The sequence below is a fragment of the Enterobacter chuandaensis genome, assembly GCF_003594915.1.
GTDB classification, from domain to species: domain Bacteria; phylum Pseudomonadota; class Gammaproteobacteria; order Enterobacterales; family Enterobacteriaceae; genus Enterobacter; species Enterobacter chuandaensis.
Map to the genome: position 1 here is coordinate 1 of NZ_QZCS01000003.1, position 24,833 is coordinate 24,833.

The 24,833-nt window shown below is 54.3% G+C and carries 26 protein-coding genes; 16 read left to right on the forward strand and 10 right to left on the reverse strand.

Annotated elements, in window-relative coordinates:
* Positions 1-204: 204 nt before the first annotated feature.
* Positions 205-1,500, forward strand: a complete 1,296-nt coding sequence (locus D5066_RS05610) for an MFS transporter (protein WP_119915322.1) — start codon at positions 205-207, stop codon at positions 1,498-1,500.
* Here D5066_RS05610 and D5066_RS05615 read toward each other — a convergent pair.
* From D5066_RS05615 to trxC, 5 genes are all read right to left on the reverse strand, one after another.
* Positions 1,497-1,820, reverse strand: a complete 324-nt coding sequence (locus tag D5066_RS05615; RefSeq protein ID WP_119915323.1) for a YfiM family lipoprotein — start codon at positions 1,818-1,820, stop codon at positions 1,497-1,499. The two genes, D5066_RS05610 and D5066_RS05615, sit on opposite strands and share 4 nt — an antisense overlap.
* A 44-nt stretch (positions 1,821-1,864) precedes the next feature.
* Positions 1,865-3,220: a CDP-diacylglycerol--serine O-phosphatidyltransferase gene (gene pssA, locus D5066_RS05620; protein WP_023331103.1), complete on the reverse strand. Its 1,356-nt coding sequence runs from the start codon at positions 3,218-3,220 to the stop codon at positions 1,865-1,867.
* Between the two features lie 110 nt (positions 3,221-3,330).
* Positions 3,331-5,994 carry a bifunctional acetate--CoA ligase family protein/GNAT family N-acetyltransferase gene (locus D5066_RS05625; RefSeq protein ID WP_080328383.1) on the reverse strand — a complete coding sequence of 888 codons (2,664 nt, stop codon included), beginning with the start codon at positions 5,992-5,994 and terminating at the stop codon, positions 3,331-3,333.
* Between the two features lie 35 nt (positions 5,995-6,029).
* Positions 6,030-6,728, reverse strand: a complete 699-nt coding sequence (gene tapT, locus D5066_RS05630) for a tRNA-uridine aminocarboxypropyltransferase (protein WP_119915324.1) — start codon at positions 6,726-6,728, stop codon at positions 6,030-6,032.
* 70 nt (positions 6,729-6,798) lie between these two features.
* Complete coding sequence (gene trxC, locus D5066_RS05635; RefSeq protein ID WP_080328385.1) at positions 6,799-7,218, reverse strand: thioredoxin TrxC; 420 nt, start codon at positions 7,216-7,218, stop codon at positions 6,799-6,801.
* Positions 7,219-7,422: 204 nt separating this feature from the next.
* On the opposite strand from trxC, the gene D5066_RS05645 reads away from it, so the two are divergent.
* Complete coding sequence (locus tag D5066_RS05645) at positions 7,423-8,523, forward strand: tRNA/rRNA methyltransferase (RefSeq protein WP_041908658.1); 1,101 nt, start codon at positions 7,423-7,425, stop codon at positions 8,521-8,523.
* Positions 8,524-8,562: 39 nt separating this feature from the next.
* Here D5066_RS05645 and ung read toward each other — a convergent pair whose 3' ends face one another.
* The gene (gene ung / locus D5066_RS05650; protein WP_119915325.1) at positions 8,563-9,252 is read right to left on the reverse strand and encodes a uracil-DNA glycosylase; all 690 of its coding nucleotides are present in this window, start codon (positions 9,250-9,252) and stop codon (positions 8,563-8,565) included.
* A 314-nt stretch (positions 9,253-9,566) separates the two neighbouring features.
* On the opposite strand from ung, the gene grcA reads away from it, so the two are divergent.
* On the forward strand, positions 9,567-9,950 hold the full coding sequence (gene grcA, locus D5066_RS05655; protein WP_006176733.1) for an autonomous glycyl radical cofactor GrcA: 384 nt from the start codon (positions 9,567-9,569) through the stop codon (positions 9,948-9,950).
* A gap of 52 nt (positions 9,951-10,002) precedes the next feature.
* On the opposite strand, the gene srmB is transcribed toward grcA, so the two are convergent.
* Positions 10,003-11,331, reverse strand: a complete 1,329-nt coding sequence (gene srmB, locus D5066_RS05660) for an ATP-dependent RNA helicase SrmB (RefSeq protein WP_119915326.1) — start codon at positions 11,329-11,331, stop codon at positions 10,003-10,005.
* Between the two features lie 132 nt (positions 11,332-11,463).
* On the opposite strand from srmB, the gene trmN reads away from it, so the two are divergent.
* Positions 11,464-12,201, forward strand: coding sequence for a tRNA(1)(Val) (adenine(37)-N(6))-methyltransferase TrmN (gene trmN, locus D5066_RS05665; RefSeq protein ID WP_119915327.1), 738 nt, complete (start codon positions 11,464-11,466; stop codon positions 12,199-12,201).
* Here the strand turns inward: trmN and nadB are convergent.
* On the reverse strand, positions 12,186-13,805 hold the full coding sequence (gene nadB / locus D5066_RS05670) for an L-aspartate oxidase (RefSeq protein WP_119915328.1): 1,620 nt from the start codon (positions 13,803-13,805) through the stop codon (positions 12,186-12,188). The two genes, trmN and nadB, sit on opposite strands and share 16 nt — an antisense overlap.
* Positions 13,806-14,150: 345 nt before the next feature.
* Between nadB and rseD the strand changes: the two genes are divergently transcribed.
* The 12 genes from rseD to acpS all read left to right on the forward strand — a co-directional run bounded on the left by rseD (position 14,151) and on the right by acpS (position 23,566).
* Positions 14,151-14,234 (forward strand): rpoE leader peptide RseD, encoded by an 84-nt coding sequence (gene rseD, locus D5066_RS23305; RefSeq protein WP_233002681.1) that lies wholly within the window; start codon positions 14,151-14,153, stop codon positions 14,232-14,234.
* Complete coding sequence (gene rpoE, locus D5066_RS05675; protein ID WP_006176728.1) at positions 14,231-14,806, forward strand: RNA polymerase sigma factor RpoE; 576 nt, start codon at positions 14,231-14,233, stop codon at positions 14,804-14,806. The genes rseD and rpoE overlap by 4 nt, the downstream gene beginning before the upstream one ends.
* Positions 14,807-14,837: 31 nt before the next feature.
* The gene (rseA, locus tag D5066_RS05680; RefSeq protein WP_119915329.1) at positions 14,838-15,488 is read left to right on the forward strand and encodes an anti-sigma-E factor RseA; all 651 of its coding nucleotides are present in this window, start codon (positions 14,838-14,840) and stop codon (positions 15,486-15,488) included.
* On the forward strand, positions 15,488-16,441 hold the full coding sequence (gene rseB, locus D5066_RS05685) for a sigma-E factor regulatory protein RseB (RefSeq protein ID WP_023331097.1): 954 nt from the start codon (positions 15,488-15,490) through the stop codon (positions 16,439-16,441). The genes rseA and rseB overlap by 1 nt, the downstream gene beginning before the upstream one ends.
* Positions 16,438-16,914, forward strand: coding sequence for a SoxR-reducing system protein RseC (gene rseC / locus D5066_RS05690; protein WP_119915330.1), 477 nt, complete (start codon positions 16,438-16,440; stop codon positions 16,912-16,914). Before rseB ends, rseC begins: the two co-directional genes overlap by 4 nt.
* Positions 16,915-17,099: 185 nt before the next feature.
* Positions 17,100-18,899 carry a translation elongation factor 4 gene (gene lepA / locus D5066_RS05695; protein ID WP_061097366.1) on the forward strand — a complete coding sequence of 600 codons (1,800 nt, stop codon included), beginning with the start codon at positions 17,100-17,102 and terminating at the stop codon, positions 18,897-18,899.
* A 16-nt stretch (positions 18,900-18,915) separates the two neighbouring features.
* Positions 18,916-19,890, forward strand: a complete 975-nt coding sequence (lepB, locus tag D5066_RS05700) for a signal peptidase I (protein ID WP_119915331.1) — start codon at positions 18,916-18,918, stop codon at positions 19,888-19,890.
* 222 nt (positions 19,891-20,112) lie between these two features.
* Positions 20,113-20,793: a ribonuclease III gene (gene rnc, locus D5066_RS05705; protein ID WP_003860711.1), complete on the forward strand. Its 681-nt coding sequence runs from the start codon at positions 20,113-20,115 to the stop codon at positions 20,791-20,793.
* The gene (gene era / locus D5066_RS05710; RefSeq protein WP_080328392.1) at positions 20,790-21,695 is read left to right on the forward strand and encodes a GTPase Era; all 906 of its coding nucleotides are present in this window, start codon (positions 20,790-20,792) and stop codon (positions 21,693-21,695) included. The genes rnc and era overlap by 4 nt, the downstream gene beginning before the upstream one ends.
* Positions 21,696-21,713: 18 nt before the next feature.
* Positions 21,714-22,421 (forward strand): DNA repair protein RecO, encoded by a 708-nt coding sequence (recO, locus tag D5066_RS05715; protein ID WP_080328393.1) that lies wholly within the window; start codon positions 21,714-21,716, stop codon positions 22,419-22,421.
* A 33-nt stretch (positions 22,422-22,454) separates the two neighbouring features.
* Positions 22,455-23,186 (forward strand): pyridoxine 5'-phosphate synthase, encoded by a 732-nt coding sequence (pdxJ, locus tag D5066_RS05720; RefSeq protein ID WP_119915332.1) that lies wholly within the window; start codon positions 22,455-22,457, stop codon positions 23,184-23,186.
* Positions 23,186-23,566, forward strand: coding sequence for a holo-ACP synthase (gene acpS, locus D5066_RS05725; protein ID WP_080328395.1), 381 nt, complete (start codon positions 23,186-23,188; stop codon positions 23,564-23,566). Before pdxJ ends, acpS begins: the two co-directional genes overlap by 1 nt.
* Here acpS and D5066_RS05730 read toward each other — a convergent pair.
* Complete coding sequence (locus tag D5066_RS05730) at positions 23,563-23,823, reverse strand: YfhL family 4Fe-4S dicluster ferredoxin (RefSeq protein WP_119915333.1); 261 nt, start codon at positions 23,821-23,823, stop codon at positions 23,563-23,565. The genes acpS and D5066_RS05730 overlap by 4 nt on opposite strands.
* A 46-nt stretch (positions 23,824-23,869) precedes the next feature.
* Positions 23,870-24,718 (reverse strand): MurR/RpiR family transcriptional regulator, encoded by an 849-nt coding sequence (locus D5066_RS05735; protein WP_028014092.1) that lies wholly within the window; start codon positions 24,716-24,718, stop codon positions 23,870-23,872.
* Positions 24,719-24,833: the final 115 nt, after the last annotated feature.

The following is a 24,833-nucleotide window of genomic DNA, read 5'->3' on the forward strand; positions in this document are numbered from 1 at the left end:
TTAAGAAGAACCCCGTACCGAAAGGTGCGGGGTTTTTTGCTTTTCTTTTTCCACCCTGGCCTTTCTCTTAATCCCTTATCCTGCTAATGGAATGTGTGATCGCGGTCCCAATGTTATTTATAACAAAATTATAACATTTCATTTACGAGGTAATTGAGTCTCCTGGCTCAATACGCCGCAGTTTATGGCAGGAGCATAATCACAATGACAGAAAGCATTACATCACACGGGACGCTGGCTAACGGCGATACCCGAAGAAGGGTATGGGCAATCGTCAGTGCCTCTTCAGGGAATCTGGTTGAATGGTTCGACTTTTACGTCTATTCATTCTGTTCACTCTACTTCGCACATATTTTCTTCCCCTCCGGCAACACCACGACGCAGCTACTACAAACGGCTGGCGTTTTTGCCGCAGGGTTCTTAATGCGACCCATCGGAGGCTGGCTCTTCGGCCGCATTGCGGATCGTCGCGGGCGTAAGGCCTCCATGCTGATCTCGGTGTGTATGATGTGCTTTGGTTCTCTGGTGATCGCCTGCTTACCGGGATATGAATCGATTGGCACGTGGGCTCCGGCGCTACTTTTGCTGGCCCGCTTATTCCAGGGATTGTCGGTGGGCGGTGAATACGGTACCAGTGCAACCTACATGAGTGAGATTGCGCTGGAAGGCCGTAAAGGCTTTTACGCCTCCTTCCAGTACGTCACGTTGATTGGTGGACAACTGCTGGCGATTCTCGTGGTGGTGATCCTGCAGCAGATTCTGACAGACGAACAACTCCACGCCTGGGGATGGCGAATTCCTTTCGCGATGGGTGCTGTACTGGCAGTTGTTGCGCTTTGGCTACGCCGTCAGTTAGATGAAACTTCTCAGAAGGAAGTCAGAACGCTGAAGGAAGCGGGAACATTCAAAGGGTTATGGCGTAACCGCAAGGCTTTTCTGATGGTGCTGGGTTTTACTGCGGGCGGCTCCCTTAGTTTTTACACGTTCACGACCTATATGCAGAAGTACCTGGTGAACACCACCGGCATGCACGCAAACGTCGCCAGCGTAGTCATGACTGTCGCGCTGTTTGTCTTCATGCTCATACAACCCATTATCGGCGCGCTCTCGGATAAAATTGGTCGACGTACGTCGATGCTGATTTTTGGTGGAATGTCGGCGTTATGTACCGTGCCTATTTTGTCTGCGCTCCAGCACGTATCATCGCCATATGCCGCATTTGCGCTGGTCATGCTGGCAATGGTGATTGTCAGTTTCTATACCTCGATCAGCGGGATACTCAAAGCCGAAATGTTCCCGGCGCAGGTTCGTGCGTTAGGAGTAGGGCTCTCTTATGCGGTAGCCAACGCGTTGTTTGGCGGCTCTGCGGAGTACGTTGCGTTGTCGCTTAAATCATGGGGAAGTGAAACGACATTCTTCTGGTACGTAACAATAATGGGCGCACTGGCCTTTATTGTTTCCCTGATGCTGCATCGCAAAGGGAAAGGCATTCGACTTTAATAGCGCGCCATCTGCCACAGGGCATAGCCGGTCGTTGCGCCGGCAACATCCCAGGCAAAATCTTTCCAGCTCCAGCCGCTCCCTGCGGGGCGGCTATCCCACAATTCTTTTGATGCCCCAAGACCGACTGAGAACATCAACCCTATCGTCGCGCTACGATCCCGGCTGTATCCCTGATGCTGCGCATATTCATTACCGGCTGCGGACAGCATAGCGGAAGCGAGGAAATGCTGCGCTTTATCCTGTCCGGACCAGCTATCGTTGGCCATATGACTACAGCCACTCAGAAAGAGGATGCTCAGTAACAGAGGAATACGCATTAACGGGCTCCATAAAAAAGCCCTGCGGGTGACAGGGCTGGGTATTACAGAATACGGCTGATAAGTCGGTCGATACGGATACGACGTAAGCGGCGAATCAGCTTGCGGACCTTAACCGGGTAATCGGCAATGCTCTGCAATTCGCGGTAATGATTAACCACCGTGGTATGCGTGCGAATCAACTCCAGTTCACGTTCACGCTGTGCGGCTAACTCATGCTGTGGGTCATGGATCAGGATAGCGTTTTCCAGATCCAGTCGCCATGCGCGCGGATTCAGGTTGTTACCGGTCAGCAGCATCCACTCATCGTCGACCCACATGCCTTTCAGATGGTAACTGTTGTCTTCATCTTTCCAGAGACGCACAACCAGCTGGTCAGTGTTCACGTAATACTGTAAACGGCTCAGGAAACGGCGCAGGTTAATCTCATAGAGATAAGGCAGTGCACCGATAATTTTGAACGGCTGATCTTCAGGAATGAAGAAGTCGTTCGCCGTTTTATCCCCGACGATGATTTCCACTTTTTTACCGTCGCGCAGCAGCTGGATGATATTACGCACCAGCACGGCAGGAAGGTTGAAGTACGGCGTACAGATGGTGAGTTTCTGCTCCGCGCACGGCATCAGATGGAAAATCGTTTTGTTCAGCAGGCTTGATTTACCCAGCCCTACCAGCGGGGTAACAGATAACTCTTCGTTGTTCGCATCACCCTGAAAATGATAAACAGCATCGCGCAGCTCCTGGCGGAAGGCGCGAACATCATTTTTGATTTCCGGGCTCTTAGGGCGCTCGGGATCGTCAAGGCGATTAACGCCGCGGCCATGAACCAGATTTTTATCAACCCAGTTAAACATGATATCGGCCATCTGAGGATTACGGATCAGATGGTAGCGGTCGTAGCGGTATTTATCGAGCTGATGAAGGTAGACATCATTGAGGCTTGCGCCGCTGTAAAGCACGCTGTCATCGATGATGAACCCTTTAAAATGAAGGACGCCGAGCGCTTCGCGGGTATTCACCGGGACGCCATAAACAGGTACATCGACGCCAGGATTTTCCTGCGCCGTGCGGCAATACCAGTCTGCGTTGGTATTTGAAGCGGCAGCGCCAATACGACCACGCTGTGCGCGATGCCAGTCTACCAGCACGCGAACATCAAGTTCCGGGCGCTGACGCTTGGCTTCATAGAGCGCGTTCAGGATCGCGCGCCCGCCTTCATCCTGTTCTAGATACAGCGCCACAATGCAAATGCGTCGCGTGGCGCTGGCAATCTTTTCCAGAAGCGTCTCCCGAAAATGAGCGGGAGCGTAAAAGAACTCTACATCATCAACTGACTGAGAAATCTTCGGTAGTTGAGCAAGGTGTTGTTGATGTTTATTACGCTTAAATTTTGACAACATCACAGTGCGTTTCTTCTCTGTTCATTGAAGGGTTGTCTGTACCATGCAAACAACATAAGCGGACAATGATACCACCAGTCCCGTCCAAAGTGGGTAACATTTCCAGTAGCTTACTCGTGTTTATCGGGTGATGTCAGGCTGAGGGACAGGGCAACAATACCTTCGTCCAGCTGAATATCAACGTCAAATCCGAGTTTTCGCGCCAGGGTCACCATACCGCGATTGTTAGGCATAGTAATGCCATTGAGGCGTAACAATCCGTGATCTCGCGTATAACTGATGAGTTTTTCCAGCAGCCGTCTTCCCAGACCCAGGCCTTTAAGATCGGAGCGCACCAGCACAGCAAATTCCGCGTCAACGTTATCCGGATCGGAAATGGCGCGCGTCACGCCGAGGATCTCATCGCCTTTATCAGAACGCCGAACGGCGACAAACGCCATCTCTCGATCGTAGTCGATCTGGGTCATATTGGCTAAATCATCGTGGGTAAATTCGTTGATTTCGCTAAAGTAGCGGTAATAGAGATCTTCTTTCGTAACCTGGGAAATAAAGGTACGCAGCTGCGGTTCATCTTCCGGCAGGATAGGGCGGAACAGGGCGCGTTCCCCATTCTTCATCTCGACCCACTCCTCCAGCTGAAGGGGATACGGGCGGATCGCCAGGCGGCTCTCTCTGTCTCCTTCAAATGGCGCGATATCCAGCGTCACGTCAAGCGCCGTAAACTCATTGCCGGAGGCGAGTAGCGGATGGATATCCAGACGCTGGATCTCGGCGCAATCCACAATCAGGTTAGATACCTGTACCAGGAACTGACTTAACCCGGCAATATCAAGCGGACGCAGCGCGCTCCGGCCACGGATCTTTTTACTTTTAATCGCCTGAATGATGAGATAACGCGCCAGGTTCATGTTCAGCGGCGGTAACGCCACTACGGCCTGCTCCTCCGGGCGCCACTCCACGCCGCCTTCTCCCAGCATAATGAGCGGGCCGAAGACGGGATCGTGTTCGACCACGACCCGTAACTCCTGAGCCCCGGCGCGGTTGGCCATGCTTTGCACCAGTAATCCGTGGATCCTTGCCTGCGGCCAGGCCATTTTGACCCGGTCGAAAATGGCATCAGCAGCTTGCTGCACCTCCGTTGCCGTACGCAGGTACAACATAACCCCCTGAACATCAGACTTATGCGGGATATCGGGGGAGCGCAGCTTCAGGGCCACCGGATAGCCAATTTGCTCGGCAATATGCACGGCCTCAGCGCTGTCGCTGGCGATCCAGGTCGGCAGAGTTTGCATCCCGTAGCTGCCCAGAATGGGCTGGACCTCATGCGTATCAAGCGACGTCGCGCCTTCGTCGATAGCCTGCTGCAATAGCCGGTGAACGTCGACAGTGTTCGCCGTCAGATTGCCCGGCAACGCCGGCGTTTCACGTAGCTGTTTCTGATTGCGGCGATATTCCACCATATGCATAAACGCGGTGATGGTGCCTTCCGGCGTGCGGTAGGTGGGCAGCCCCGCTTCACTGAACAAGCGCCGTGCCTCCTGAGAGGAAAATTCACCGCACCAGTTGGTCAGCAGGGTGACATATTTGCCTCGTGGATGATTGTGCACGGCATCAATGAGCGCCCGCGCGCTTTCACTGCCCGGCGCGACCGCGCTGGGGGAGTGGATGATCATCAGCGCATCGAAATCCTGACTATCCAGCAAAATGGAGATCGCCCTGATATAGCGATCGCTGCTGGCGTCATCGCGCAAATCAAGCGGATTGCCGGGCGTCACGCTTGGCGGAAGCGCCTCTTTGAGGCGTTGCAGCGTCTCTTCACCCAGTGTGGCCAGCTTGCCGTTACGCAGCCACAGTTCATCCAGCGCGAGCGCGGCGGGGGCTGCACCGTTACTGACAATCATCAACTTCTCGCCGCGCAACGGACGCATATGGCTTAAGGTCTCAACGGCGGAAAAAAGCTCGTGTGTATCCTGCACACGCAGCAACCCTGCGCGCTGAATGGCAGCGTCCCAGGCCGGATCCATACCGGAATGAGACTGCAGCAGACGCTGCGCCGCAGGGCTGCGACCGCTTTTGATAACAAGGATCGGTTTATTGCGCGAAGCACTTCGTGAAGCCGAGACAAAACGACGGGCATCGCTCAGGTGCTCAAGATAAAGCAGGATCGCACTGGTTTTGCTGTCACGCGCCAGGAAATCCAGCAGTTCATCAACGTCGATATCCAGGCTGTCGCCGAGAGCAATGAAGTAGGAAAAGCCCATCTCACGCTGCTGCGCCCAGTCGAGAATGGTGTTCGATACCGCAGCCGATTGTGAAATAAACGCGAGTTTGCCTTTGCGGATGGGGACCGGAGAGAAACTGGCGTTCAGCCCTTGCCAGGGCGCAAGCAGACCCAGGCTGTTTGGCCCAAGGAGACGCATCTGATAGCGGCTGGCGCAGGCCAGCAGTTCAGGCTGCTGTTCAGGCGGAGACGAGAGAATGATGCAGGTTTTACACCCTTTCTTGCCAAGTGCTTCCAGAAGTTCCGGATTACGTCTGGCGTTGGTACACAAAACGGCGAGATCCGGTACGAAAGGCAGACTCTGCACGTCCGGCCACGCAAGTACGCCCTGAACAGCCTTATAAGCTGGCGTGACGGGCATGACGGGGCCATTAAATCCTCCGGCGAGAAGGTTACGCATCATCAGATAGCCTGCACGATCCGGTTTCATGGATGCGCCGATAACGGCAATGGATTTAGGACGGAGTAGCGCTTCTAACCCTCTCTGGCTCATGCAGGCCTCCTGTGAATGCAAGCGACCTGATGATTTTAAACGCTTTCTGGTTCTGTTGCTGTGATACTGCCCTTATGAACGGTTTTTCCCGCCAGATAGCGTTCCCGAAAACATGAGAAATGGTTACCCAGGGCTCCGGCCGCCGCGGTATCTCCTGCTAAATCAAGAAGCGCAATGGCCACTTCGGCGGTGCAGTATTGCCCGTCAGCATGGACTTCACGCAGGCGATAGGCCGAGACGCGGGAAAGCTCGACAGAAATAACCGGCAGGGCATCGAGGTAAGGGCTTTTGCGAAACATTTTCCGCGCTTCGGTCCAGGTACCGTCCAGCATAATAAACAGCGGCGGTTTACCGGATGGCGGCGCCGTAAGCACCTGACGTTGTTCGCCTGCATACGATGCCGGAAAAACGACCATGGGCTGATAGTCCGGGCTAGCCACCAGGTCGAGTAGAGCCTGGGGTGGCTCAGTGCGCGACCACTGAAACGCTGCGGTGTCTGGCAGAATATCGGCGATCAGACGTCCCGTATTACTGGGCTTCATCGGCTCGGTATCGAACATGACCAGGCAAAAACGGCTCTGTGCCGTACTTGTGGCCAGCGTTTCACACAGGCACACTTTCAGCGGCAAAAGACAGCGCTGACAGCGGCGAATACGATTGCCCCGTGCCAGAAATGGGCGGGTGGCGCGCGCAAGACGCTCGGCGCGTAATTGTAGTACAGCGTTATCAGTCATGGGCGAAAAGGCAAGAAAAACCCCATTTTCGCAGAGGCAGGGGCGGGGCACAAGATGTGCCCCGGGAATGTTACAGTGATTCGTTTAACCAGCTATCGAAGGGGGCTTTTGGAACCGCACCGTTGAGCATGTCGACCATTTCTCCGTTTTTGAAGATCATAATGGTCGGAATGCTGCGAATATTAAAACGTGCGCTCAGCTCGCGTTCGGCTTCGGTATTGACCTTAACGAACCGCATTTTACCGCTACGCTCTTCGGCAACATCTTCAAAGATTGGCGCGAAGTTACGACACGGACCACACCATGGTGCCCAGAAATCGATCACCACCGGGAGATCGTCCTTGAGGAGTTTGTCCAGCGTAGCACCCGTCGCGTTAATGACATCGCCATCAAACAATTCATGGCCACAACGTCCGCATTTCGCACCATCTTCAATCCGATCGTCCGGAATGCGATTAAGAGCCTGACAGTTGGCACATACGGTATTCATAACTAACCTCTGATAGAGCCGTGGGACAGCGGCACAACGCCGATAATGTTTCTAATATGTTACATATTATCAATGAGCCTGTTTGAAACAACAATGCGTTTTATTCAATGAGAACAATAGTCACAGGCTTTTGTACGAAATTATGGCTATGCGGTGGCACATCGGGTAATCTGCGCGCTTCGCGCAGCGCTGGTGGAGAAAAGCATGAACGACGAAATGAAAAACAAAAGCGGCAAGGTCAAAGTGATGTATGTCCGCAGTGATGATGACTCTGATAAACGCACCCAAAATCCGCGTACCGGAAAAGGTGGCGGGCGTCCGGCGTCTTCTCGTGCAGACGGTGGCCGTCGCCCCGCCCGCGATGACAGAAATAACCGCGGCGATGACCGCAAACGTGATGACCGTAAGCGTGACGATCGCAAACGCGATGACCGTCCGCGTGATGATTTCTCACGTGATAACGCCTCCCCGTGGCGCACCGTTTCTCGTGCCCCTGGCGATGAGACGCCGGAAAAAGCCGATCACGGCGGTATCAGCGGTAAAAGCTTTATCGACCCGGAAGTGCTTCGCCGTCAGCGTGCGGAAGAGACCCGCGTGTACGGTGAGAACGCCTGTCAGGCGCTGTTCCAGAGCCGTCCGGAGTGTATCGTCCGCGCGTGGTTTATCCAGAGCGTGACCCCACGCTTTAAAGAAGCGCTGCGCTGGATGGCCGCGAACCGCAAAGCCTACCACGTGGTTGATGATGCTGAACTGACCAAAGCGTCCGGTACTGAACACCACGGCGGTGTTTGCTTCCTGATCAAAAAGCGTAACGGCACCACCGTGCAGCAGTGGGTCAGCCAGGCGGATGCCGATGACTGCGTGCTGGCGCTGGAAGATGTGGGTAACCCGCACAACCTGGGCGCAATGATGCGCAGCTGCGCGCACTTTGGCGTGAAAGGCGTGCTGCTGCAGGATGCCGCGCTGCTTGAATCCGGTGCCGCGATCCGTACAGCGGAAGGCGGAGCCGAGCACGTACAGCCGATCACCGGCGACAGCGTTCTGGATGCCCTTGAGCAGTTCCGTAAAGCGGGCTATTCCATTGTGACGACTTCGAGCCACGCCGGTACGCCGCTGTTTAAAGCCACGCTGCCGCGCAAGATGGTGCTGGTGCTGGGTCAGGAACGCGATGGTCTGTCTGATGCGGCGCTCTCCAGTTCGGATCTGAGCGTCTCTATCGACGGAACAGGTAATGTGGAAAGTCTGAACGTATCCGTTGCGACCGGCGTGCTGCTGGCCGAGTGGTGGCGTCAGAATAAGGCATAAGCCTCTTATGTGCCGGGCCTGACCCGGCACATTCAAATTTTACTCGCTCTCAGCCGGTAACACAGGCATCCAGCCAATTGGCGTTTCGCCACGTTTTTCCAGCCATTCATTTGCCAGAACAAAATGATTACTGCCAAAGAAACCGCGATGGGCAGACAGCGGTGACGGGTGCGGTGCTTTCAACACGTGATGACGCTGACGGTCGATAATCGCCCCTTTCTTCTGCGCATGCGATCCCCAGAGTAAAAACACAACCCCTTCACGATGCTCGTTGATAAGGCTGATGACTTTATCGGTAAAGGTCTCCCACCCAAGACTGGCGTGCGAGTGCGCCTGGCCCGCCCGTACGGTAAGCACCGTATTCAGTAACAGCACGCCCTGGCGCGCCCAGCTTTCAAGATAACCGTGGTTGGGGCGGGTAAACCCCGGCACGGTTCCCTCAAGCTCTTTATACATGTTGAGCAAAGAAGGGGGGATAGCCACGCCCGGACGAACGGAAAACGCCAGCCCATGCGCCTGCCCCGGGCCGTGATAGGGATCCTGACCCAGAATAACCACTTTTACATCGCTCAGTTCGGTATAGCGAAAGGCATTGAAAACGTCTTTTTGCGGCGGATAAATCGTCTGTCCGGACTGACGCTCAGCAGCAACGGTGCTGAGCGTATTGATAAAATAAGGCTGCTGCTTTTCTTCTGCCAGCACGTCATGCCAGGTTAAAGGTGTCGTCATGTCGCTCTCCTGCGAATCTCAATCTGTGACTAGCTTACCTGTTTAACCCCTGTGAGCAAAATTACGCGTTGAAATGCGTGCTAAGTCGTTAAATTTATTTTGAAATGATGCATCGTAAGTTGAATTGGCAAGGTCTGGAAATTGATCTAAAACAATAAATTCAAACCACACTCTTTGTGTGGTTGGTGTTTTTGTTGATTTAAATCAATAAATCACCGTGGGGTGAATGATATATATACACACAAGAAACAATGGTTTTACCAATTGGCCGCGAGAGGCCGACATCAGTTAATGTAGCCTAAGGGAGGCAACACATGATTACAGGTATCCAGATTACTAAAGCTGCAAACGACGATCTGCTCAATTCTTTCTGGCTGCTGGACAGCGAGAAAAACGAAGCGCGCTGTGTCGTTGCGAAAGCGGGTTTTGCTGAAGATGAAATCGTGCCGGTGAACAAACTGGGCGAAATCGAATACCGTGAAATTCCAATGGAAGTGCAGCCAGAAGTGCGCGTTGAAGGGGGCCAGCACCTGAACGTTAACGTGCTGCGCCGCGAAACGCTGATGGATGCCGTTGAGCACCCGGAAAAATACCCACAGCTGACCATCCGCGTGTCCGGCTATGCGGTTCGCTTTAACTCACTGACGCCAGAACAACAGCGCGACGTTATCGCCCGTACCTTTACTGAAAGCCTGTAAGGCTTCAGCTACGGGGGTGAATAAAAAAGCCGGGGAAATCCCCGGCTTTTTCTTACTCTTCAGTCTTCGTATCCTGCGCGGCAGCGCTTGGCTTACGACGCTTACCAATGTTTTTGGTATCGCGATGGCGCTGCTTCACACGCGGCTTCTCTTTTTCTTTCTCTTTTCTCTCAGCACGTTTCGCGAGCGCTTTCTTGGACGGTTTACCCGTCATTTTTTCGCTCGGCGCACGTGTGGTTGGGCGCAAGCCATCAATAACGCGCGCTTTCAGCGGCTCGTCGACATAGCGGCCAATTTTCTGCAACAGCAGATGGTCATGCGCTTCAACCAGTGAAATCGCAATACCTTTGCGGCCCGCGCGGCCGGTACGGCCAATACGGTGCAGGTAAGTATCGCCGCTGCGCGGCATATCGAAGTTAATGACGTGGCTCACGTCAGGGATGTCGATCCCGCGCGCGGCAACGTCTGTTGCGACCAGCACGTTAACGCGGCCATCGGTCAGACGCTTAATGCCTTCGGTACGTTTAACCTGCGCCATCTCACCTTCAAGATAGCAGTTGTTGATCCCGGAGTTACGCAGCATTTCAGCCAGCTCGTGCACGCGCTCGCGCTTACGCACAAACACGATGGTGCGCAGAGCATCTTCCTGCTTCAGCAGGTGCTTAAGCAGCTCAACTTTATGCTCAAGGTTGTCCGCGCGGTAGTACCACTGGTGGATCTTCTTACGCTCACGAGTGGAGGGGGTGGCGGAAACTTCTACAGGATCTTCCAGCAGACGCTCAGCGAAGTCCTTGATCGCGTCCCCTTCAAGGGTGGCAGAGAACAGCATCGTCTGGTTACGCCAGCGCGTTTCACCGGCAATATGCTCGATATCCTGTGCGAAGCCCATGTCCAGCATGCGGTCAGCTTCGTCCAGAATCAGCGTTTCTACTGCACGGCAGTCGAAGTTCTCTTCTTTAATGTACTGTAGCAGGCGGCCCGTCGTCGCGACGACGATGTCCTGGTTTTCGCTGAACACTTCCGCGTGGTTCATATACGCAACACCGCCGGTGATCGTGGCGATATCCAGATGAGTATTTGCCGCGAGTTCACGCGCGTGATCGGCAACCTGCATGGCCAGTTCGCGCGTAGGCGTCAGGATTAAAATACGCGGCGGGCCAGATTTTTTACGTGGAAAATCGAGCAGATGCTGCAACACAGGCAGCAAATAGGCTGCTGTCTTCCCCGTGCCGGTTGGCGCAGAACCGAGCACATCGCGGCCCTCAAGCGCAGGCGGAATGGCCGCTGCCTGAATGGCGGTCGGGCGTGTAAAGCCTTTGCTCTCAAGTGCATTGAGCAGGCTTTCATCGAGTTCAAGTTCGGAAAAAGTCGTTACAGTCATGTTCTACCTCTGTGTGGGGCGCTGATTATAGACGTTACGGCTGTAATCTTCATCTGTTTGTATGGATATCGCTTTTCGGTGAGTTCGCTTTCCCCTATGCTACTCCAGTTTCACTTAGAAGGTTGCCCTGACATGTCTCAACTCAAAGCGCAGCTGCGCCGCGATGGTTTTACGTTTAAACAATTTTTTGTCGCTCATGATCGCTGTGCCATGAAAGTCGGTACAGACGGCATTCTACTGGGAGCATGGGCACCTGTCGCAGGTGTTAAGCGTATTCTTGATATCGGTACCGGCAGCGGGCTGGTGGCCTTGATGCTGGCGCAGCGAACGGAAGAGCATGTCACCATTGATGCAGTGGAACTGGATGCGCAGGCCGCAGGGCAGGCGAGTGAAAATGCGGCCGAATCCCCATGGGCAGACCGGATTAGCGTTAAATGCGCAGACGTGCTGGCCTGGGCGCCTGAACAAACCGCGCGTTACGATCTGATTGTCAGCAATCCACCGTACTATGAGCCCGGCGTGGAGTGCGGTTCACCCGAGCGCGAACAGGCGCGTTATACCGGCTCTCTCGATCATAAAGCGCTGCTCACCAGTGCGGCAGAACTGATCTCCGAAGAGGGTTTTTTCTGCGTGGTTCTGCCGGAGAGTACGGGCAACATGTTCATTGGTATCGCGCAGGAGATCGGCTGGACGTTACGTCTGCGTACCGATATTTCGGACACGGAAGGTCGACTGCCGCACCGCGTGCTGCTGGCGCTCTCGCCAAAAGAGGGTGAATGCTTTAATGATCGAATGGTGATCCGTGGGCCAGACCAGCGTTACTCCGAAGATTACACTGCCCTGACCCAGGCGTTTTATCTGTTTATGTAAACCTGCGGGGCGAGTATCGACGGGCTGGACTCAGGAAGCTGATCCGGGTAGTCCAGGGTATAGTGCAACCCGCGGCTCTCCTTGCGCATCATCGCGCAGCGAACAATCAGCTCGGCAACCTGCACCAGATTGCGCAGCTCCAGAAGGTTATTGGAGACGCGGAAATTGGCATAATACTCATCAATTTCCTGCTGCAGCATGGTGATGCGGCGCAGTGCGCGTTCAAGACGTTTCGTGGTGCGCACAATCCCTACGTAATCCCACATAAACAGCCGTAGCTCGTGCCAGTTGTGCTGGATAACGACCAGCTCGTCCGGGTTATCTACGCGGCTTTCATCCCAGGCAGGAAGATGCTCTGTCTCGCGGGCGTAAGGCATGCGCTTCGTGATATCTTCCGCTGCTGACCAGCCGTATACCAGACACTCAAGCAGCGAGTTAGATGCCATACGGTTCGCGCCGTGTAGCCCGGTATAACTCACTTCACCAATAGCATACAGACCATCCACGTCAGTACGCCCGTGATCGTCAACCATAACGCCGCCACAGGTATAGTGGGCTGCCGGGACAATGGGCACCGGATCGCGGGTCAAATCGATACCCAGGTTCAGCAGCTTTTCGTAAATCATCGGGAAATGCTGGCGAATGAATTCTGCGGGCTTATGGCTGATATCGAGATACATGCAATCCACACCAAGACGCTTCATTTCGTGGTCGATGGCGCGAGCAACGATATCACGCGGCGCCAGTTCACCCCGGGCGTCAAAGTCCGGCATAAAGCGGGTACCGTCAGGGCGTTTCAGATAAGCGCCTTCACCGCGCAGGGCTTCTGTCAGCAGGAAGTTGCGTGCCTGAGGGTGGAACAGGGCGGTTGGGTGAAACTGATTAAACTCGAGGTTCGCCACGCGGCAACCAGCGCGCCAGGCCATAGCGATACCGTCTCCGGAGGCGATGTCCGGGTTAGTGGTGTACTGATATACCTTTGAGGCGCCGCCCGTCGCCAGCACCACAGCCTTCGCCTGACAGGTTTCCACCTTCTCTTTATTACGGTTCCAGACCCACGCCCCCACGACGCGACGCGTGCCGGGCAGGCCAATTTTATCGGAGATAATCAGATCAACGGCGTTACTTCGCTCAAGAACCCGAATATTCGGATGGTTAAGCGCTTTACTGACCAGCGTAGTTTCCACTTCTTTCCCGGTGGCATCCGCAGCGTGCAGGATGCGGCGGTGGCTATGGCCGCCTTCACGCGTTAAGTGGTAGCTCTCTTCACCGTTGGGCTGAACCTGAGTATCGAATAAAACACCCTGATCGATGAGCCACTGAACGCAGTGACGGGCATTGCTGGCGACAAACTCCGCTGCGTGCGCATCCACGATCCCGGCTCCGGCAATCAGCGTATCTTCCACATGCGACGCAATGCTGTCTGTCTCGTCAAACACTGCGGCAATGCCGCCCTGGGCATAAAATGTGGACCCTTCACTTATCGGGCCTTTGCTCAGAACGATAACGCTCTGATGTTCTGCCAGACGCAGCGCCAGAGAAAGTCCAGCAGCACCGCTGCCGATGATCAGTACATCACAATGAAGTTCAGGTGTTGTGTTCATGATTGGTTGTTTAATTTACTAAACAGTGTTGAGGCAGAATAGCACCTGAATGCGAGATATCGCACGTTATTTTTTACGGATTGTTGCAATGACTAAACGCGTAAGACGGGGTAAACGGAGGGTAAATGAATGAAATTATTTTGCGAAGCAGATCGTTAGCGTCAGATTTTGTGGTGAAATAAAGCCCGTGTTGCGTTACTCTTCTGGCGGGAAAAAGATGTTTCTTGTCATAAAGTGGTGCGTATCGTGAACAGACTTATAATGAGAGAAAATGAACGGTCTGCGGCGCGATGAACAAAAACAAAGGCGTTACGGAACTTATTGAAGATCAGACACTCTAATTCGGTGCTTGCTCAAAGTGCGGTAGTTGTAGAGTGGCGTTTCGATAACGCGTGGAATTTAGGTTTGGGGAGACATTACCTCGGATGAGCGAGCAGTTAACGGACCAGGTCCTGGTTGAACGGGTCCAGAAGGGAGATCAGAAAGCCTTTAACTTACTGGTGGTGCGCTACCAGCATAAGGTGGCGAGTCTGGTTTCCCGCTATGTACCGTCAGGTGATGTACCTGATGTGGTGCAAGAGTCTTTTATTAAGGCCTATCGCGCGCTGGATTCATTCCGGGGAGATAGTGCTTTTTATACCTGGCTGTACCGTATTGCTGTCAATACGGCAAAGAATTATCTGGTTGCTCAGGGGCGTCGTCCGCCGTCAAGCGATGTGGACGCTATCGATGCCGAAAACTTCGAAAGTGGCGGTGCGCTGAAAGAAATTTCGAACCCTGAGAACTTAATGTTGTCAGAAGAACTGAGACAAATTGTTTTTCGCACGATCGAGTCGCTCCCGGAAGATTTACGCATGGCAATTACGTTACGGGAGCTTGATGGTCTGAGCTATGAAGAGATAGCCGCTATCATGGATTGTCCGGTCGGCACGGTTCGTTCACGAATCTTCCGTGCGCGAGAAGCTATTGATAATAAAGTTCAACCGCTTATCAGGCGTTGACGATAGCGGGATACTGGAAAAGGTATTAGGCATGCAGAAAGAAAAACTTTCCGCTTTAATGGATGGTGAGACGCTGGATAATGAGCTGCTCAACGAGCTTTCTCATTCTCCCGAAATGCAAGAGACCTGGGAGAGCTACCATCTCATCCGCGATACGCTGCGCGGCGATACCGGCGAGGTGCTCCATTTCGATATCTCAGCTCGCGTGATGGCGGCCATTGAGAATGAGCCTGTTCATCAACCCACTCCGCTGATTCCTGAAGCTCAACCCGCACCGCACCAGTGGCAGAAAATGCCGTTCTGGCATAAGGTGCGTCCATGGGCCAGCCAGCTCACCCAAATGGGGGTGGCTGCATGCGTATCGCTTGCAGTTATCGTTGGCGTCCAGCACTATAATACTCAGTCTGAAACTAATCAGCAGCCTGAAGCGCCAGTGTTTAACACACTGCCGATGATGGGCAAAGCCAGCCCGGTAAGTCTGGGCGTACCGGCTGATGCATCCGCCAGCGGCGGTCAGCAACAGCAGGTGCAGGAGCAGCGCCGTCGCATTAATGCGATGTTGCAGGATTACGAGTTGCAGCGTCGTCTGCACTCTGAACAGCTTCAGTTTGAGCAGGCCCAAACCCAGCAAGCTGCGGTGCAGGTGCCCGGAAACCAAACTTTAGGAACGCAATCGCAGTAATGAAGCAACTTTGGTTCGCCATGTCTCTGATGGCGGGTAGCCTGTTCTTCTCTGCCAACGCCTCGGCTGATGTTTCATCCGGGGCGTTGTTGCAGCAAATGAATCTGGCCAGCCAGTCACTCAATTACGAGTTGGCATTTATCAGCATCAATAAGCAGGGTGTCGAGTCTCTACGCTATCGCCACGCCCGTCTTGATAACCAGCCGCTCGCCCAGCTTTTACAGATGGATGGCCCGCGTCGGGAAGTTGTCCAGCGGGGCAATGAAATCAGCTATTTCGAGCCTGGTCTGGAGCCTTTCACGCTGAATGGCGACTATATCGTTGATTCCCTGCCGTCGCTTATCTATACCGACTTCAAACGGCTCGCTCCTTACTATGATTTTATTTCAGTAGGGCGTACGCGCATTGCAGACCGACTGTGTGAGGTCATCCGCGTGGTTGCGCGCGATGGCACGCGCTACAGCTATATCGTCTGGATTGATGCGGAAACCAAGCTGCCGATGCGTGTAGATCTGCTCGACCGCGACGGCGAGACGCTGGAACAGTTCCGCGTTATCTCCTTTAGCGTCAACAATCAGGTTGGCAACAGCATGCAGAATCTGGCGAAGGCCAGCCTGCCGCCGTTGCTCTCTGTCCCGGCCGGGGATTCCGTGAATTTCAACTGGGTGCCTTCCTGGATCCCACAAGGGTTTAGCGAAGTGTCAAGCAGTCGTCGTCAGCTGCCTACCATTGATACGCCGGTTGAATCACGTCTCTATTCCGATGGCTTGTTCAGCTTCTCGGTGAACATCAACCGCGCAACGGCAAACAGTTCTGAGCAAATGCTGCGTACCGGGCGTCGTACGGTCAGCACCACGGTACGTGATAACGCAGAGATCACGATTGTGGGTGAACTCCCGCCGCAGACGGCGAAGCGAATCTCTGACAGCATTAAATTCAGGGCCGCACAATGATTAAAGAGTGGGCGACCGTGGTTTCCTGGCAGAATGGCATTGCGCTGGTCAGCTGTGATGTTAAAGCCTCATGCAATAGCTGCGCATCCCGAGCCGGTTGCGGCAGCCGCGTGCTCAATAAATTAGGGCCGCAGACGTCGCATACGATCTCCGTGCCGAGCGAACAGCCGCTGGTAGCCGGTCAGAAGGTCGAACTGGGGATTGCGGAAGGCAGCCTGCTCACTTCCGCGATGCTGGTTTATCTTTCTCCACTGCTCGGCCTGTTTGTGATGGGCGGTATTTTTCAAATGCTGTTTGGCACGGATGTAGCTTCTCTGTGCGGTGCTGCACTAGGGGGCGTAGGTGGATTTTGGCTTGCTAAAGGCCTCTCGCCGAAGCTTGTTGCCCGCGAAGCGTGGCAGCCCGTTATCCTGAGCGTTGCACTGGCACCTGACCAACTTCGCGTCGAGACGCTCTCTTCTGAGGCCCGGTGATCCACCGGGCTTTATCATTATTTACATCTCAAAAAAGAAAACGCCATTTCTTCGCGCTATGCTTGGCTCTAAGTGCATTTCCAGGTTGCGGGTATGTAGTGTAGAATGCTGCGTTTTCGCACTGAAAAACGTCAGGCTAAGAACAGCGGCCTCCAGGAATTCGTAAGGCATAATTATTTAACTATATGAAGAACATACGTAACTTTTCGATCATTGCTCACATTGACCACGGTAAGTCGACGCTGTCTGACCGTATTATCCAGATTTGCGGTGGCCTGTCTGATCGTGAAATGGCAGCCCAGGTACTGGACTCCATGGACCTGGAACGCGAACGCGGTATCACCATCAAAGCGCAGAGCGTGACGCTCGACTACAAAGCTTCTGATGGCGAAACCTATCAACTGAACTTTATCGACACCCCAGGCCACGTTGACTTCTCCTATGAGGTTTCCCGCTCGCTGGCCGCCTGTGAAGGCGCGCTGCTGGTGGTCGATGCCGGGCAGGGCGTTGAAGCCCAGACCCTGGCGAACTGCTACACCGCGATGGAAATGGATCTCGAGGTTGTGCCGGTTCTGAACAAAATCGATCTGCCTGCCGCCGATCCTGAGCGCGTGGCGGAAGAGATTGAAGATATTGTCGGCATTGACGCGACTGATGCCGTGCGCTGCTCGGCTAAAACCGGTGTGGGTGTTCCCGATGTGCTGGAACGTCTGGTGCGTGATATTCCACCACCGGAAGGTGACCCGGATGCCCCGCTTCAGGCGCTGATCATCGACTCCTGGTTCGATAACTACCTGGGCGTGGTCTCTCTGGTGCGTATTAAAAATGGCACCATGCGTAAAGGCGACAAAATCAAGGTTATGAGTACCGGACAGGTCTACAACGCAGACCGTCTGGGTATCTTCACGCCAAAACAGGTTGACCGTACCGAGCTGAAATGCGGCGAGGTAGGCTGGCTGGTCTGCGCGATTAAAGACATCCTCGGCGCGCCAGTAGGCGATACCCTGACAGGTGCGCGTAACCCGGCAGACAAAGCGCTGCCAGGCTTTAAAAAGGTGAAACCGCAGGTTTATGCAGGCCTGTTCCCGGTCAGCTCCGATGACTACGAAAACTTCCGCGATGCGCTCGGCAAGCTGAGCCTGAACGATGCCTCCCTGTTCTACGAGCCAGAAAGCTCAACGGCGCTGGGCTTCGGCTTCCGCTGCGGCTTCCTCGGCCTGCTGCACATGGAGATCATTCAGGAACGTCTGGAACGTGAATACGATCTGGATCTGATCACCACCGCACCGACAGTAGTGTATGAAGTGGAAACGACGTCGAAAGAAGTGATCTACGTCGACAGCCCGTCCAAGCTGCCACCGCTGAATAACATTCACGAGCTGCGCGAGCCGATCGCAGAGTGTCACATGCTGCTGCCGCAGGAGTTCCTGGGTAACGTCATCACGCTCTGTATTGAGAAGCGTGGCGTGCAGACCAACATGGTTTACCACGGTAACCAAGTGGCGCTGACCTATGAAATCCCGATGGCGGAAGTGGTCCTCGACTTCTTCGACCGTCTGAAGTCTACCTCTCGTGGCTATGCGTCACTGGATTACAACTTCAAACGCTTCCAGGCCTCCAACATGGTGCGTGTGGACGTGCTGATCAACGGCGAGCGCGTGGATGCGCTGGCGCTGATCACCCACAACGACAATGCGCCGTACCGTGGCCGCGAGCTGGTTGAGAAGATGAAAGATCTGATCCCGCGTCAGCAGTTCGACATTGCGATTCAGGCGGCCATTGGCAACCACATTATCGCGCGTTCAACCGTGAAACAGCTGCGTAAAAACGTTCTGGCGAAGTGCTATGGCGGCGACGTCAGCCGTAAGAAAAAGCTGCTGCAGAAGCAGAAAGAAGGTAAGAAGCGTATGAAGCAGGTCGGTAACGTTGAGCTGCCGCAGGAAGCATTCCTTGCCATTCTTCATGTCGGTAAAGACGGCAAATAACCTTTAAGGAGTTGGCATGGCGAACATGTTTGCCCTGATCCTGGTCATCGCTACGCTGGTGACAGGTCTGCTGTGGTGTCTGGATAAGTTTATCTTCGCCCCAAAACGCCGCGAACGTCAGGCTGCCGCGCAGGCAGCGACTGGCGACCAGCTGGACGCGAAAACCCTGAAGAAAGTTGGCCCGAAACCGGGCTGGCTGGAAACGGGCGCGTCGGTGTTCCCGGTGCTGGCAATTGTGCTGGTGGTACGTTCGTTTATTTACGAACCGTTCCAGATCCCATCGGGTTCCATGATGCCAACGCTGCTGATCGGGGATTTTATTCTGGTTGAGAAGTTTGCCTACGGCATCAAAGATCCGATTTACCAGAAAACGCTGATCGAAACCGGTCATCCGAAACGTGGCGACATCGTGGTGTTTAAATATCCGGACGATCCGCGTCTGGATTACATTAAGCGCGCGGTGGGTCTGCCGGGAGATAAAGTGACCTACGATCCGGTTGCGAAGGAAGTCACCGTTCAGCCGGGCTGCAGTTCCGGTACCGCCTGTGAAAATGCGCTGCCAATCACCTACTCAAACGTTGAGCCAAGTGATTTTGTGCAGACCTTCGCCCGCCGTAACGGCGGTGAAGCAACGAACGGGTTCTTCCAGCTGCCGAAAGGCGAAACTAAAGAGAACGGTATCCGCCTGGTTGAGCGCAAAGAGACCCTGGGTGATGTCACTCACCGCATCCTCACTGTGCCAATCGCGCAGGATCAGCTGGGTATGTACTACCAGCAGCCGGGCCAGCAGCTGGCGAGCTGGATTGTACCGCCAGGGCACTACTTCATGATGGGTGATAACCGCGATAATTCAGCGGACAGCCGTTACTGGGGCTTTGTGCCGGAAGCGAATCTGGTCGGTAAAGCTACCGCCATCTGGATGAGTTTTGAGAAGCAGGAAGGTGAATGGCCGACTGGCGTTCGCCTGAATCGTATTGGCGGAATCCATTAATTCTCACTAAATGAACGCGTAGCCGCTTTAATTAGCGGCTACGTGAATTATTTCCACGATAAATCTCTTCGAACTAACGACATCCCCTGTCGTTGTGTATAGAATATTCCCCCGAAGTTTAAGGTTGGCCCTGCAAGGGTGCCACGGCACACGAAACCGCGTTGGTTTTCTCAGGTCGGTTTCGTGTGCTGCATTTTTGACGCATTCATTTATTGGTATCGCATGAACCCCATCGTAATTAATCGGCTTCAACGGAAGCTGGGCTACACTTTTCATCATCAGGAGTTGTTGCAACAGGCATTAACCCACCGCAGTGCCAGCAGCAAGCACAATGAGCGTCTCGAGTTTCTGGGCGACTCTATTTTAAGTTTCGTGATTGCGAATGCGCTTTATCATCGTTTCCCGCGCGTGGATGAAGGTGATATGAGCCGCATGCGCGCCACGCTGGTTCGGGGTAATACCCTTGCGGAAATCGCGCGCGAATTTGAACTGGGCGAATGTCTGCGTCTTGGGCCGGGTGAACTGAAAAGCGGCGGCTTCCGTCGTGAATCTATTCTTGCCGATACGGTCGAAGCATTAATTGGTGGTGTGTTCCTGGACAGCGATATCCAGACCGTCGAAAAGCTGATCCTTAACTGGTATCAGACTCGTCTGGACGAAATTAGCCCGGGCGATAAACAAAAAGATCCGAAAACGCGCCTGCAGGAATATTTGCAGGGTCGTCATCTGCCGCTGCCATCCTATCTGGTGGTGCAGGTGCGTGGCGAAGCGCACGATCAGGAATTTACCATCCATTGCCAGGTCAGTGGCCTGAGTGAACCGGTGGTGGGCACAGGTTCAAGCCGTCGTAAGGCTGAACAGGCTGCCGCCGAACAGGCGTTGAAAATGCTGGAGCTGGAATGAGCGAAGAAAAAACCTATTGCGGATTTATTGCCATCGTCGGACGTCCGAACGTCGGCAAATCCACCCTGTTGAATAATCTGCTTGGGCAGAAGATTTCCATCACCTCGCGTAAGGCGCAGACCACGCGTCACCGCATCGTTGGTATCCATACTGAAGGCGCGTATCAGGCGATCTACGTCGATACCCCGGGCCTGCACATGGAAGAGAAGCGTGCCATTAACCGTCTGATGAACAAGGCGGCGAGCAGCTCCATCGGTGACGTAGAGCTGGTGATTTTCGTTGTGGAAGGCACCCGCTGGACGCCGGACGACGAAATGGTATTGAACAAGCTGCGTGACGGCAAAACGCCGGTCATCCTCGCGGTCAACAAAGTTGACAACGTGCAGGAAAAAGCTGACCTGCTTCCTCACCTGCAGTGGCTGGGCAGCCAGATGAACTTCCTCGATATCGTTCCGCTGTCTGCTGAGACCGGTATGAACGTCGATACCATCGCGGGCATCGTGCGCAAGCATCTGCCGGAAGCGATTCATCATTTCCCGGAAGACTACATCACCGATCGCTCTCAGCGCTTTATGGCGTCTGAAATCATCCGTGAAAAGCTGATGCGTTTCCTGGGCGCTGAGCTGCCGTACTCTGTGACGGTAGAGATCGAGCGTTTCCAGAGCAATGAGCGCGGTGGCTACGATATTAACGGCCTGATCCTCGTTGAGCGTGAAGGGCAGAAGAAGATGGTGATCGGCAACAAAGGTGCCAAGATCAAAACCATCGGCATTGAAGCCCGTAAGGACATGATGGAGATGTTCGAAGCGCCGGTTCACCTCGAACTGTGGGTGAAAGTGAAATCTGGCTGGGCCGATGATGAGCGTGCTCTGCGCAGCCTCGGTTACGGCGAAGACCAGTAACTCAAGACGACGAGTATAATGGAAGGTTGGCAGCGCGCCTTCGTTCTCCATAGTCGTCCCTGGAGCGAAACCAGCCTCATGCTGGACGTCTTCACGGAAGAGTCAGGCCGCGTGCGCCTTGTTGCGAAAGGCGCACGTTCCAAACGTTCTAATCTGAAAGGTGCCTTACAGCCTTTTACGCCGCTGCTGGTTCGCTTTGGCGGGCGAGGGGAAGTCAAAACTCTGCGCAGCGCAGAAGCCGTCTCTCTGGCGCTTCCCCTTTCTGGCATCACGCTCTACAGCGGTCTGTATGTCAACGAGCTTATCTCTCGCGTCCTTGAACATGAGACTCGCTTCTCGGAACTTTTCTTCGATTATCTGCACTGTATCCAGGCACTGGCTGGCGCAACCGGCACGCCCGAGCCTGCGCTGCGCCGTTTCGAACTGGCGCTGCTGGGTCATCTCGGGTACGGCGTGGATTTTCTGCACTGCGCGGGCAGCGGTGATGAGGTGGAAGACACCATGACCTACCGCTATCGCGAAGAAAAAGGCTTCATTGCCAGTATTGTGATAGACAACAGCACCTTTACCGGTCGCCAGCTCCGGGCGCTATATGAGCGCGAGTTTCCCGATCAGGATACCCTGCGCGCCGCAAAACGCTTTACCCGGATTGCCCTCAAGCCGTATCTTGGCGGTAAGCCCTTAAAGAGCCGCGAATTATTCAGGCAGTTTATGCCGAAACGTTAGACCACAGAATCGAAAAGAAAACCGAGGATTGTCATGGCTGAATTACTGTTAGGCGTCAACATCGATCACATCGCCACGCTGCGCAATGCACGCGGCACGGCGTATCCCGATCCGGTTCAGGCGGCGTTTATCGCTGAACAGGCTGGCGCCGACGGCATTACCGTTCACCTGCGTGAAGACCGCCGCCATATCACTGACCGCGACGTACGCATTCTGCGCCAGACGCTGGACACCCGTATGAATCTGGAGATGGCGGTCACCGAAGAGATGCTGGCGATTGCCTGCGAGACCAAACCGCATTTCTGCTGCCTGGTGCCGGAAAAACGCCAGGAAGTGACCACAGAAGGCGGTCTGGACGTGGCAGGGCAGCAGGACAAAATGCGCGATGCCTGCAAGCGCCTGGCGGATGCCGGAATTCTGGTTTCTCTGTTTATTGACGCTGATTTCACCCAGATCAAAGCCGCTGCTGACGTGGGCGCGCCGTATATCGAAATCCACACCGGCTGCTATGCCGATGCCAAAAATGATGCCGAACAGGCCAAAGAGCTGGAGCGTATAGCCAAAGCGGCCACCTACGCCGCGGGCCTCGGCCTGAAGGTTAACGCCGGTCACGGCCTGACCTACCACAACGTGAAAGCGATTGCCGCCCTGCCGGAAATGCACGAGCTGAACATCGGCCATGCCATTATTGGCCGCGCGGTAATGAGCGGTCTGAAAGAGGCGGTCTCTGAAATGAAACGCCTGATGCTGGAAGCGCGTCAGTAATGGCCATTTTGGGCTTAGGCACCGATATCGTTGAAATAGCCCGCATTGAAGCGGTGATCGCCCGCAGCGGCGATCGCCTCGCAAGACGCGTGCTGAGCGATAACGAATGGGCCATCTGGGAAACGCATCAGCAGCCAGTGCGTTTTCTGGCAAAGCGCTTTGCCGTAAAAGAGGCGGCAGCCAAAGCTTTCGGGACCGGCATTCGTAACGGCCTGGCATTTAACCAGTTCGAAGTGTTTAACGATGAGCTGGGCAAACCGAGCCTGCGTTTGTGGGGAGAAGCGCAAAAACTGGCGGAGAAGCTGGGGGTGAATCATATGCACGTGACGATCGCAGATGAACGCCACTATGCCAGCGCGACGGTGATTATCGAAAGTTAAAGTTTGTCCGCGTGGTGCATCAGCACAAACTTATCCCACAGCTGTTCTTCGCTTTCGACGTGTGCCGGATCCTTCAGGATAGTATTGGGGATCGGGCACACCTTCTGGCAGGTCGGCGTTTCATAGTGGCCGATGCATTCCGTGCAGTGGTCGCTGTTAATCTCATAAATGCTGTCGCCCATCGAAATTGCCTGGTTAGGGCATTCGGGTTCGCACATATCGCAATTGATGCATTTTTTGGTAATTAACAGCGCCATCAGGAAATTCTCAGAAACAACACAAACTGGGCGGGCATTATACGCGTCAAACCAGTTTCTTTACCAGTTCTTCGCTATGACGAATGCGTTCGGGCGCGCGCTCCAGATCCTGCTGCACCAGCGCCATAAACAGCAGATCCGTCAGCATCATTTGCGCACTGGTGGATGAAATTGCCGCGCTGCGCGTGGCCTGCTCTTCGGCAATGGTATATAAACAGCGCGTTGCCCGCTGCTGCAGCGCATTGGGCGTAAAGCCGGTGATCGCCAGAATTTTCCCGCCGACGCGCAGGGCTTCATCGGTGGCCATGTTGATCTCGCGGCGCTCGCCGGAGTAGGAAATCGCCAGCAGCAGATCGTCAGGATCCATCGCCTGCACGGTCGCCAGCAGGGCGTGCATATCCTGCTCGACGATTGCGTTAAAACCGATTTTAGTCAGCTTCCAGCCAAAATTACGCGCCACCAGACCGGACGCGCCAATACCGGTCAAAATAATACGCCGCGCCGCCCGCAGCATCGCCACGCTTTCCAGTAATTTCTCTTCGGTATTCACATCCAGCGTGGCGTGCATGGCCGCCACGTTCTCCTTGATCAGCTTTTCCCCGACCAGACGCATCGGGTCATCGCCGCGGATCTGGTTATGCACCGGCATGGACTGCGGGTTCGGGTTACTCACCAGCGCTTCGCTGATTGCCAGCTTAAGAGCGGGAAAACCCTTAAACCCGATCTTCTGGGCAAATTTTACCACGCTTGACTGACTCACTCCGGCTTCGCTTGCCAGCTGCTGAGAACTGAGGTGGCGGGCGCGATCGGGCTGAGAAAGCAGAAAATCCGCCAGCTTTTTGTCGCTTTGAGCAAAGCCGGCGTAGCGCTGGCGAATGCGAATTAAACAGTTCATAGGTACTCCCGGCGGAAATGTGATTGTCTGCGCAAATACGAATTTTGCTCGCCTGAATGAATTTTATATTCCATTATAGTGTGATTATTATGAATTAAAAATTCTTGAGGTACAA

Coding starts and splice junctions, on each gene's coding strand:
- rseA (WP_119915329.1), top strand. CDS start 14,838: ATGCAGAAAGAAAAACTTTCCGCTTTAATGGATGGTGAGACGCTGGAT.
- trmN (WP_119915327.1), top strand. CDS start 11,464: ATGTCTCAACTCAAAGCGCAGCTGCGCCGCGATGGTTTTACGTTTAAA.
- D5066_RS05610 (WP_119915322.1), top strand. CDS start 205: ATGACAGAAAGCATTACATCACACGGGACGCTGGCTAACGGCGATACC.
- acpS (WP_080328395.1), top strand. CDS start 23,186: ATGGCCATTTTGGGCTTAGGCACCGATATCGTTGAAATAGCCCGCATT.
- D5066_RS05730 (WP_119915333.1), bottom strand. CDS start 23,823: ATGGCGCTGTTAATTACCAAAAAATGCATCAATTGCGATATGTGCGAA.
- era (WP_080328392.1), top strand. CDS start 20,790: ATGAGCGAAGAAAAAACCTATTGCGGATTTATTGCCATCGTCGGACGT.
- D5066_RS05645 (WP_041908658.1), top strand. CDS start 7,423: ATGAACGACGAAATGAAAAACAAAAGCGGCAAGGTCAAAGTGATGTAT.
- rseB (WP_023331097.1), top strand. CDS start 15,488: ATGAAGCAACTTTGGTTCGCCATGTCTCTGATGGCGGGTAGCCTGTTC.
- grcA (WP_006176733.1), top strand. CDS start 9,567: ATGATTACAGGTATCCAGATTACTAAAGCTGCAAACGACGATCTGCTC.
- pdxJ (WP_119915332.1), top strand. CDS start 22,455: ATGGCTGAATTACTGTTAGGCGTCAACATCGATCACATCGCCACGCTG.
- D5066_RS05625 (WP_080328383.1), bottom strand. CDS start 5,994: ATGAGCCAGAGAGGGTTAGAAGCGCTACTCCGTCCTAAATCCATTGCC.
- trxC (WP_080328385.1), bottom strand. CDS start 7,218: ATGAATACCGTATGTGCCAACTGTCAGGCTCTTAATCGCATTCCGGAC.
- lepB (WP_119915331.1), top strand. CDS start 18,916: ATGGCGAACATGTTTGCCCTGATCCTGGTCATCGCTACGCTGGTGACA.
- rnc (WP_003860711.1), top strand. CDS start 20,113: ATGAACCCCATCGTAATTAATCGGCTTCAACGGAAGCTGGGCTACACT.
- D5066_RS05735 (WP_028014092.1), bottom strand. CDS start 24,718: ATGAACTGTTTAATTCGCATTCGCCAGCGCTACGCCGGCTTTGCTCAA.
- D5066_RS05615 (WP_119915323.1), bottom strand. CDS start 1,820: ATGCGTATTCCTCTGTTACTGAGCATCCTCTTTCTGAGTGGCTGTAGT.
- tapT (WP_119915324.1), bottom strand. CDS start 6,728: ATGACTGATAACGCTGTACTACAATTACGCGCCGAGCGTCTTGCGCGC.
- ung (WP_119915325.1), bottom strand. CDS start 9,252: ATGACGACACCTTTAACCTGGCATGACGTGCTGGCAGAAGAAAAGCAG.
- rseC (WP_119915330.1), top strand. CDS start 16,438: ATGATTAAAGAGTGGGCGACCGTGGTTTCCTGGCAGAATGGCATTGCG.
- srmB (WP_119915326.1), bottom strand. CDS start 11,331: ATGACTGTAACGACTTTTTCCGAACTTGAACTCGATGAAAGCCTGCTC.
- rpoE (WP_006176728.1), top strand. CDS start 14,231: ATGAGCGAGCAGTTAACGGACCAGGTCCTGGTTGAACGGGTCCAGAAG.
- nadB (WP_119915328.1), bottom strand. CDS start 13,805: ATGAACACAACACCTGAACTTCATTGTGATGTACTGATCATCGGCAGC.
- pssA (WP_023331103.1), bottom strand. CDS start 3,220: ATGTTGTCAAAATTTAAGCGTAATAAACATCAACAACACCTTGCTCAA.
- recO (WP_080328393.1), top strand. CDS start 21,714: ATGGAAGGTTGGCAGCGCGCCTTCGTTCTCCATAGTCGTCCCTGGAGC.
- lepA (WP_061097366.1), top strand. CDS start 17,100: ATGAAGAACATACGTAACTTTTCGATCATTGCTCACATTGACCACGGT.